Below are 8,173 nucleotides of genomic sequence, written 5' to 3'. Positions count from 1 at the left end.
CGAGCAGCGGCCCCACCTGTCCCTAGAATACAAAACGCCCGATGCGGTGCACCGGGCGTCTCTTGCAAGCCAATTACGGCTAGGGTTCAGTCCCGCATAGGTGTCAACCTATTCCAGGACGGGTCAGTGCGGCCGCGCTGCCGGATCAGATCTTGCGCGACAGGTCCCACATGGCATCGACCAGCAGGTCGATGTCGCGCGCGTCGTGCCACAGGTGGATGGAGATGCGCACGCCGTAGTGGTTGGCCGGCGCGCCGATGACGGGAAAGTCGGCGTTGCGGATCACGAAGCCCTGCGGGTATTCGCTCAGCATGCGCGCCACGAAGGCGGCGGCATCAGGACATTTTCTAGTCGTGATGAATGATGCGCCGCACGATGGATGCTTTGTGAAGCTCAAGGAGATAGACGCTCCGAGGGCTGTTTGTTTTCACAAGCTGCCTCGACTGCCACTTCACGAGCGCCCCTCGCAACTGAGCAGCGGCGAAGGCGGCGTGCATTCCGATGGAAGTTTTTCAAAAACCACATCGCGGCCCACGTGCACCCTGTTCACGGGGCCGGGCGTGTCCACGTCCCAGACGATGGCGTCGTTGTGCCACAGATCGACCACGGGGCTCTCGCCGAGCAGCGCCCTGGACTCGAATCGGTGCAGGCGCACCACGGCCGGCTTTTTCATCTCGGGGTGTGTGATCCGCTGCCACCAGGAGGCGTGGTAGATGTCCACTCGGTACACATACCGGGGGCTGTTGTAGCGGTTGTAGAGCGTTGGAGTGGAAACGTACCACGCCAGGAACAGTGCGGCGTGCAATGCCAGCCACCAGGCGATGCACGGGATTTTCTTCAACAAGGAAAGCATCTTCATCACTTGCCGAAATTCTTCTGGCACTCGGGCAGATGCAGGTCTTGCTCAGTGCATTCCAGCGGGATGTTCTCGAACACCACATCGCGGCCCACGCGCACTTTTTTCAAATCCTTGGGGGCATCCACGAACCACATGATCTCGCTATTGCCGCCGTCCATATCCACCACTTCGCTCTCGCCCAGCAGGGCCGGGGGCTCTACCTGGTACAGGTGCACCATAGCGGGCATTCTGAAATCGTAATGAACGATGCGCTGGAGGATGGACGGGTCATAAAACTCCAGGCGATACGCCATGCGGGGGCTGTTGTAGCTGGAGCGGAAAGTGGGGGCGGACAGATACCAGCCCGCCAGGAGCAGCAGGTCCAATGCCACGCACCAGGCGATGCAAGGAACCTTCTTGAAATCGGGCAGCTTCATCACCACTCCAGCGATATAGGAAAAGGCAGGCGAACCCGATGCACGTCGGACAGCACGATGAAGTCACCACCCCGTCCATGCATGCCACGCCATCGGCGAAAGTCCTGATTCTGGACCCAGTAGGCATGTCTCCGTGCTTGGGCCTCTTCCTCATTCGCCCACTGTTCAGAAATCGACACGCGTCCCCCCAGATCGATGCGGCTGACGCCCCCATACCCCCAGAAGCCCAAGGGCTGCGAGAGGAAAGGATGGTCGCCATCGTTGAAATCGTAGGAGTCTCGCAAGTAAAAGCCCAGTTCATCGATCAGGATGGCCGTCTTTCCAGCGCCTTTGGAAGTGACGATGCCGGACACCGCCACTTTGAGTATCGCCTCCCCCATCGCACCGTAGAAATCGTCCAGCGGATCGCTCAAACGCCCCACGCTCAAGACATTCACTTGGCAACTTTTATCCACTGCCTTGGCCTGCTGGCCCAGCGAGCCAAACCGCCAAGACGGTTGAGGACGCACCCCGCCCTGCTTTTCCACCCGATCTTTCAACAGTGACAAGCCGGCAGGACTGGACCACTGCGCCTGCAACTTCGCCATGGCCGCACGCACCCGTGCGAAACCCATCGCCCAGGCCATGGAAACGGTGCTTTCATCCAGTTGCGCAACATTCAACGTGGCGGTTTGATGGGGAGGATCACCCCGCTTCATCTCATAGGGCATCTCGAAAGCCGCCCCGCGAAACCACCGCTCCATCAGCGCCGCCGCCACCGGCCACCCCATGCGCGAGCGCATCACGCCGGGAATATCGTCGAGCTGAAACAGCCGCACTTTGGGCGGCAACTTTTTCTGCAGTTGCGCGCGCAACTGCTCCTGGTCCACCTTGACCACCTCTTTCATGCATCCTCCCTTTTCCCGGCATCGCTTGTTTTTGGAACTGCGGATTCTAGGAAGAAAGGTGGCGCAAAACCCAGGGTTCATCATCTTTATAGTTACGCAGCGTAACTATAAAAACCTCAGAAGCGAGCGACACCGTGGGAAGCCACGCCACGACCGCAAGCGCGGAACGATGGACCTGAGCTACACCTGCGCCGCCGGAACAAGTGCAGCCAGTTGCACGAGGGATCTCGGCGGCACGCGCGTGCTGGCAGTGCTGCCGCTGCAGGGCGACAACGACGCGCCCTACCCCGGGTTCGAACCGTCGCAGGTGCCCGCATGAGCGGCGGCGCCCCCATCCGCGTGCTGCTGGTGGACGACCACCCGCTGGTGCGCGACGGCGTGCGCATGCGGCTGGAGGCCACGGGCCACATCCGCGTCGCGGGCGAGGCGGGCGGCGTGCAGGAGGCCGTGGACCTGGCCGCCGCCCTGCTGCCCGACATCGTGGTGACCGACATCCGCATGCCGGATGCGAGCGGCATCCACCTGGCCACGGTGTTCCGCGACCGCTTTCCGCAGGTGCGCGTGCTGGTGCTGTCCATGCACCACGATGGCGAATACGTGCGCCGTGCGGCCGCGCTGGGCGTGCGGGGCTACGTGCTCAAGGACGCGCCGGCCCGCCAGCTGGTGGAGGCGATCGAGGCGGTACACGCCGGCGGGCGCTACTTCAGCGAAGGCGTGCAGGCCCTGCTGTACGAGGCGCCTCCCGTTCCGGCCCCATCGGGCCGCGCGCTCACCCCGCGCGAGGCCGCGGTGCTGGAGCTGCTGGCCGAGGGCCGATCCAACAAGGACATCGCCCAGCGCATGGGCACCTCGGTGCGCACGGTCGAGACCCACCGCCTGCACCTGCGCCGCAAGCTGCGCATCGAGGGCCAGGCGGCGCTCGTCAAATACGCGGTGGACTACGCCGACCTGCGCAGCGACCCGTGAGCGGCGTGGGCGATCCCTGGCGGCATGGCACCTGTCATTTCGCTGTCACGGCGCACGGCTATGGTCCGCGGTGAAATTGTGTAAGGTTGTAACCATGATCGATGCATCTCCCCGGGGCCGGCGCGATGCCTTGCTGGCGGCGTTGTCGCCCGGGGTGCGCAACGGCCATGGGCCGCTGGCGCAGCTCATGCGCGGCGACGGCCTGCACTGTGTCTTCCAGCCCCTGGCCGATCTGCGCGAGGGCGGCATCTACGCGCACGAGGCGCTGATCCGCGGCCCGGAGGGCACGCCCCTGCACACGCCCGATGCGCTGTTGCGCTGCGCGAGCGAAGAAGGCCTGCTGCAGGACTTCGAACTGCTGTGCGTGTTCATCGCGCTGCAGCAGTGGGGCGTGCTGGGCGCGGCCGGCCGCCTGTTCGTGAACATCAGCGCCGATGCGCTGGTGCGCGGCGTGGCGCTGTGCGGTGGCGCCTCGCTGGCCGAGGCCGCGCAGGCGATGGGCGTATCGGCCCGCATGGTGGTGCTGGAGATCACCGAGCACGAGCGCGTGACCGACATGGAGCCGCTGCGCCACGCGCTGAAGGAAGTGCACGCCAGCGGCGCCCGGCTGGCACTGGACGACTTCGGCGACGGCCGGTCCAGCCTGCGGCTGTGGTCCGAGGCCAAGCCCGACTTCGTCAAGATCGACAAATACTTCGTGCGCGACCTGGGCGCGCACCCCGAGAACCTGCAGATGCTGCAGGCCATCAAGGGCATCGCCGACGTGTTCGGCACCACGCTCATCGCCGAGGGCATCGAGACGCAGGAAGACCTGCGCGCCCTGCGCGACCTCGACATTCCCTACGGCCAGGGCTACCTGCTGGGCCGCCCGGCCCCGCTGCCGCGCGACACCATCCTGCTGCCCGCGCTCGATGCGCTGCGCGACCGCCGCGTGGCCGTGCTGCCGCACCTGGGCCAGAACGTGCGGCCGGGCATCCTGCGCAACCTGCTCGTGGTGCAGGCGCCCACGGCCACGCCGGAGACCCGCAACGACACGGTGGCCGGGCTGTTCAAGGCCCATGCCGACCTGCACGCCATGGCGGTGGTGGACGGCACGCGGCCCGTGGCGCTCATCAACCGCCAGCAGTTCATGAACCACTACGCCACGCTGTACTTCCGCGAAGTGCACGGGCGCAAGCCCTGCATGGCGTTCGCGAACCACGCGCCGCGTGTGGTGGAGCTCGATTGCGACGTGGACCAGCTCGTGGGCATCCTCACCTCGCAGGACCAGCGCTACCTGAACGACGGCTTCATCGTCACCGACAACGGCCGCTACGTGGGCCTGGGCACGGGCGACCAACTGGTGCGCAGCGTGACCGAGGCGCGCATCGAGGCGGCGCGCCACGCCAACCCGCTCACCTTCCTGCCGGGCAACATCCCCATCAGCCTGCACATGCAGCGGCTGCTGGACAGCGGCACCGAGTTCGTCGCCTGCTACGCCGACCTGAACCACTTCAAGCCGTTCAACGACTACTACGGCTACTGGCGCGGCGATCAGATGATCCGCCTCGTGGCGCGCCTGGCCGTGGCCCACTGCGATGCGCAGCGCGACTTCGTGGGGCATGTGGGCGGCGACGACTTCATGCTGCTGTTCCAGAGCACGGACTGGCTGCACCGCTGCCAGCGGATCGTCGACGAGTTCGCGCAGGAGGCCCTGGCCCTGTTCGACGACGCCTCGCGCAAGGCCGGCGGCATCTGGGCCGAGGACCGGCACGGCGTGAAGCGCTTTTTCACCTGCACCACGCTGTCGATCGGCGCGGTGCGTATCACGCCCGGCACCATCGCGCATGCGGAAGAAGTGGCCAACCTCGCGGCCCTGGCCAAGCACGATGCCAAACTGGCCGCAAGCGGCCTGGCCTGGCGCGACGCGGCGGACGACTCGGAGGCGGACGGCCACGATCGCGGCCCGGCCCGCATCGGCGGGATGGGCGCAGACCGTGCCATCGCCCCCCGGTCGGGCGCCCCGCTGGGCGCACGCAAAGCCGCCGCCCGCGTCGCGACGGACTGAGCGCCCCCGGCCGCGTCAGGGCACCGGTGCGCCGCCTTCGAACCAGCGCCGCACCACGTCGCGCTCCTCGTCCGTCATGCCGGTGGCGTTGTTCATCGGCATGAGCTTTTGCACCACGGCCTGCTGGTAGATGGCCTGGGCGTGCTGCTTGACCGACGGGGCCGAATCGAGCCGCAGGTTCTTCATCTGCACCTGCTCGCCGTGGCACAGGAAACAGCGCTGCGCCAGCACGGGCTGCAGCTTTTCGTAGCCGATCGTGCCCGATGCCGGCGGATTGCTTGCTCCTTTAGCTATCAAATCTGTAGCATTTCCTGCAGCCACCGGGGTGGTGGCCGGTGGCACGGGCCGCATCCACACGATGGCGCCGACGATGGCCGCCACGCCCACCAGCGCGTAGGGCAGCGGGTTGCGGTTGCGTCCGAGCTTGTGGCCGTGGCGCATGACGAAGAACTGCCGGATGGCCGCGCCGGCGAACATCATCACGATCAGCACCAGCCAGTTCTGCGGGTGGCTCCAGGTGAAGCTGTAGTGGTTGGACAGCATGGCGAACAGCACCGGCAGCGTGAAGTACGTGTTGTACACGCTGCGCTGCTTGCCGCGCTGGCCGTGGACCGGGTCCACGGGCTGGCCGGCCTGGATGGCGGCCACCATCTTCTTTTGCCCCGGAATGATCCAGAAGAACACGTTGGCGCTCATGGCCGTGGCGATCATCGCGCCCACCAGCAGGAAGGCCGCCCGGCCGGCGAACCAGTGGCAGGCCAGCCAGGAGGCCACGCACACCAGCCCGAACACGAGCACGCCGACGATGGCGTCGCCGTTCCTGCGCTGCCCGAACAGGCGGCACACGGCGTCGTACAGCAGCCAGAAGACGACCAGGAAGCCCAGCGCCGCGCCGATGGCCGCGGGCGGCGCCCAGTCCATGCGCGATTTGTCGATGAGGTAGGTGCCGGCGCTCCACAGGTACGACACGGTGAACAGCGCGAAGCCGCTCAGCCAGGTGCTGTAGCTTTCCCAGTAGAACCAGTGCAGGTGCGCGGGCAGCTTCGGCGGCGAGACGGCGAACTTCACCGGGTGGTAGAAGCCGCCGCCGTGCACGGCCCAGAGTTCGCCGCTCACGCCCTGCTTTTTCAGGTCGTCGTCGACCGGCGGCGTGAGGCTGCTGTCCAGGAAGACGAAGTAGAACGACGAGCCCACCCAGGCGATCGCGGTGATGACGTGGACCCAGCGCAGCAGCAGGTTGGCCCAGTCGAGGAGATAGCTTTCCATGTGTCTCAGCCTCGGCGGCGCGCGAAGGCGCCATGGGGGCGGCGCGCGGCGCACCACCCGGTCAACCTGCTCACCACTGCGGGCGCTCTGAGCAGAAGAAAAGGCCGCGCACCTGGGGGCTGACGACACGCATCGGCTCCGGGCACCGCTGCGACCTGTGCCGCGAGTGTATGCAGGAATCGTTCCTGCCGAACGCCCGGCGCGGCACGGCGGCGTGCGGATTTACCCGGGCTGCGCGGGGTCCGCCGGCACCGGCAGGGCCAGCAACTGCGCCGCCACCGACACGGCGATCACCTCGGGCTCCTTGCCCGCGATGCCGGGCAGCCCGATGGGACAGGTGACCCAGGCCAGTTCGTCGGGCGCAAAGCCGCGCGCGGCCAGCCGGTGCGAGAACGTCGCCCACTTCGTGCGGCTGCCGATGAGCCCGATGAAGGGCAGATCGCCCCGTTCGCGCTGGCGCAGCAGGCAGGCGGCCACAACGTCCAGGTCCTCGGCGTGGCTGAAGCTCATGACCAGCACGCGCGAGCCCGGCGCGAGCGACGGCACGGCGGCGTGCACCGGATCGGAGTGCTCGCACGCCACGCCTGGCGGCGCCTCGGCCGGGGCCACGGGGAATGCAGGGAACACGCTGTCGCGGCTGTCGATCCAGGTCAGGGCGAACGGCAGGGCCGACAGCACGCGGACCAGCGCATGCCCCACATGGCCCGCGCCGAACAGCGCCACGGGCGTGCGCCGGGGCGCCAGCCGCTGCGCCAGCGCGGCACGCTCGCCCACGCCCACCACGGTGAACCGCAGGAACACCACGCCACCGCAGCACTGCCCCAGGCTGGGCCCGAGCGCGAACCGCAGCACGGCGGGGCCCCCCTCGCCCGCCAGCCGGCGGCGCGCCTGCGCGATGGCATCGAACTCCAGCCGCCCGCCGCCGATGGTGCCGGCCAGGCCATCGGCCAGCACGGCCATCCACGCACCGCTTTCGCGCGGCACCGAGCCTTGGGTAGACTCCACCTCCACCATGCAGGCCGGGCCGTGCGCCAAGCCCTCCAGCAAACGATGCAACGCCGCCATCACCATCCGAGTCCTCCGGTACGCCCCGCGCAACGGCAGCATGGGCACCGCACAGCATAGCCACAGCGAGACCTGCCCATGCCCACCCCTTCTCCTGAACGGCCCCACCGCCGGCCGCGCGGCCGGTGGCTGGCGGCCAGCGTCATGGCCGCCCTGGCATCCCTCATCGCGGCCTGCCGGTCGTCGGGACCGGAACCGGCACCCCCGCCCGCCAAGGCCGCGTCGGACACCAGCAGCCCGCTGGAGAAGGAGGTGGTGGGCCCGGTGCCTGCCGAGCAAGGCTCCGCGCGCCCCTCGGCCGCCGAAACGCCCCGCGCCTACCGGCAGGACGCCGCCACCCACCTGTACGGCCTGAACGCCCAACGCATCTACAAGGGCAAGCTGCCGCCCTTGCTGTACGCCATCGGCACGCTGCAGGTGGACATCGACCGCGCCGGCCGCGTGACCCGGCTGAACTGGATGCGCGCGCCGCGCCACGCGCCCGAGGTCATCGCCGAGATCGAGCGCACGGTGCGCGCCGCCGCGCCCTACCCCGTGCCCTCGCGCATGGGCAAGGTCACCTACACCGACACCTGGCTGTGGCACAAGTCCGGGCGCTTCCAGCTCGACACGCTGACCGAGGGCCAACTCTGAGCCGGGCCTGCGCCCCGGCCCGCCCGGCGGCCCG

9 protein-coding genes and 1 pseudogene are annotated in these 8,173 nt (G+C 67.8%); 4 read left to right on the top strand and 6 right to left on the bottom strand.

Going from position 1 to position 8,173, the window contains the following annotated elements; genetic code table 11:
- Positions 1-145: 145 nt before the first annotated feature.
- The 4 genes and pseudogenes from AVMA1855_RS14290 to AVMA1855_RS14275 form a co-directional block, all read right to left on the bottom strand.
- Positions 146-334 (bottom strand): annotated as a pseudogene (locus AVMA1855_RS14290) (aminotransferase class V-fold PLP-dependent enzyme); the annotation flags it as partial.
- Positions 335-451: 117 nt separating this feature from the next.
- Positions 452-859, bottom strand: coding sequence for a hypothetical protein (locus AVMA1855_RS14285; RefSeq protein WP_284396209.1), 408 nt, complete (start codon positions 857-859; stop codon positions 452-454).
- Positions 859-1,275, bottom strand: a complete 417-nt coding sequence (locus tag AVMA1855_RS14280) for a hypothetical protein (protein WP_284426213.1) — start codon at positions 1,273-1,275, stop codon at positions 859-861. The genes AVMA1855_RS14285 and AVMA1855_RS14280 overlap by 1 nt, the downstream gene beginning before the upstream one ends.
- Positions 1,275-2,162: a DUF6402 family protein gene (locus AVMA1855_RS14275; protein WP_284426212.1), complete on the bottom strand. Its 888-nt coding sequence runs from the start codon at positions 2,160-2,162 to the stop codon at positions 1,275-1,277. Before AVMA1855_RS14275 ends, AVMA1855_RS14280 begins: the two co-directional genes overlap by 1 nt.
- Here AVMA1855_RS14275 and AVMA1855_RS14270 point away from each other — a divergent pair.
- From AVMA1855_RS14270 to AVMA1855_RS14260, 3 genes are all read left to right on the top strand, one after another.
- A complete protein-coding gene (locus AVMA1855_RS14270) occupies positions 2,146-2,481 on the top strand; it encodes a hypothetical protein (RefSeq protein WP_284426211.1) in 336 nt (111 codons plus the stop codon). The genes AVMA1855_RS14275 and AVMA1855_RS14270 overlap by 17 nt on opposite strands.
- Positions 2,478-3,128 (top strand): response regulator, encoded by a 651-nt coding sequence (locus tag AVMA1855_RS14265; RefSeq protein ID WP_284411168.1) that lies wholly within the window; start codon positions 2,478-2,480, stop codon positions 3,126-3,128. The genes AVMA1855_RS14270 and AVMA1855_RS14265 overlap by 4 nt, the downstream gene beginning before the upstream one ends.
- A gap of 94 nt (positions 3,129-3,222) precedes the next feature.
- On the top strand, positions 3,223-5,175 hold the full coding sequence (locus tag AVMA1855_RS14260; protein ID WP_284426210.1) for an EAL domain-containing protein: 1,953 nt from the start codon (positions 3,223-3,225) through the stop codon (positions 5,173-5,175).
- 15 nt (positions 5,176-5,190) lie between these two features.
- Here the strand turns inward: AVMA1855_RS14260 and AVMA1855_RS14255 are convergent, their stop codons facing one another.
- Both AVMA1855_RS14255 and xdhC read right to left on the bottom strand, forming a co-directional pair.
- Positions 5,191-6,441: a urate hydroxylase PuuD gene (locus tag AVMA1855_RS14255; RefSeq protein WP_284426209.1), complete on the bottom strand. Its 1,251-nt coding sequence runs from the start codon at positions 6,439-6,441 to the stop codon at positions 5,191-5,193.
- Positions 6,442-6,663: 222 nt separating this feature from the next.
- The gene (gene xdhC, locus AVMA1855_RS14250) at positions 6,664-7,506 is read right to left on the bottom strand and encodes a xanthine dehydrogenase accessory protein XdhC (protein ID WP_284426208.1); all 843 of its coding nucleotides are present in this window, start codon (positions 7,504-7,506) and stop codon (positions 6,664-6,666) included.
- 144 nt (positions 7,507-7,650) lie between these two features.
- Between xdhC and AVMA1855_RS14245 the strand changes: the two genes are divergently transcribed.
- Entirely contained in the window at positions 7,651-8,139 is a 489-nt protein-coding gene (locus AVMA1855_RS14245; RefSeq protein WP_284426216.1) for a hypothetical protein, read from the top strand.
- Positions 8,140-8,173: the final 34 nt, after the last annotated feature.

The organism is Acidovorax sp. SUPP1855 (genome assembly GCF_030158955.1).
Classification (GTDB): Bacteria; Pseudomonadota; Gammaproteobacteria; order Burkholderiales; family Burkholderiaceae_C; genus Paracidovorax.
Note: the sequence above shows the minus strand (reverse complement) of the source record. Positions and strands in the feature narration are given on the sequence as shown.

Coding starts and splice junctions, on each gene's coding strand:
- AVMA1855_RS14285 (WP_284396209.1), bottom strand. CDS start 859: ATGAAGATGCTTTCCTTGTTGAAGAAAATCCCGTGCATCGCCTGGTGG.
- AVMA1855_RS14280 (WP_284426213.1), bottom strand. CDS start 1,275: ATGAAGCTGCCCGATTTCAAGAAGGTTCCTTGCATCGCCTGGTGCGTG.
- AVMA1855_RS14275 (WP_284426212.1), bottom strand. CDS start 2,162: ATGAAAGAGGTGGTCAAGGTGGACCAGGAGCAGTTGCGCGCGCAACTG.
- AVMA1855_RS14265 (WP_284411168.1), top strand. CDS start 2,478: ATGAGCGGCGGCGCCCCCATCCGCGTGCTGCTGGTGGACGACCACCCG.
- AVMA1855_RS14260 (WP_284426210.1), top strand. CDS start 3,223: ATGATCGATGCATCTCCCCGGGGCCGGCGCGATGCCTTGCTGGCGGCG.
- AVMA1855_RS14255 (WP_284426209.1), bottom strand. CDS start 6,441: ATGGAAAGCTATCTCCTCGACTGGGCCAACCTGCTGCTGCGCTGGGTC.
- xdhC (WP_284426208.1), bottom strand. CDS start 7,506: ATGGCGGCGTTGCATCGTTTGCTGGAGGGCTTGGCGCACGGCCCGGCC.
- AVMA1855_RS14245 (WP_284426216.1), top strand. CDS start 7,651: ATGGCCGCCCTGGCATCCCTCATCGCGGCCTGCCGGTCGTCGGGACCG.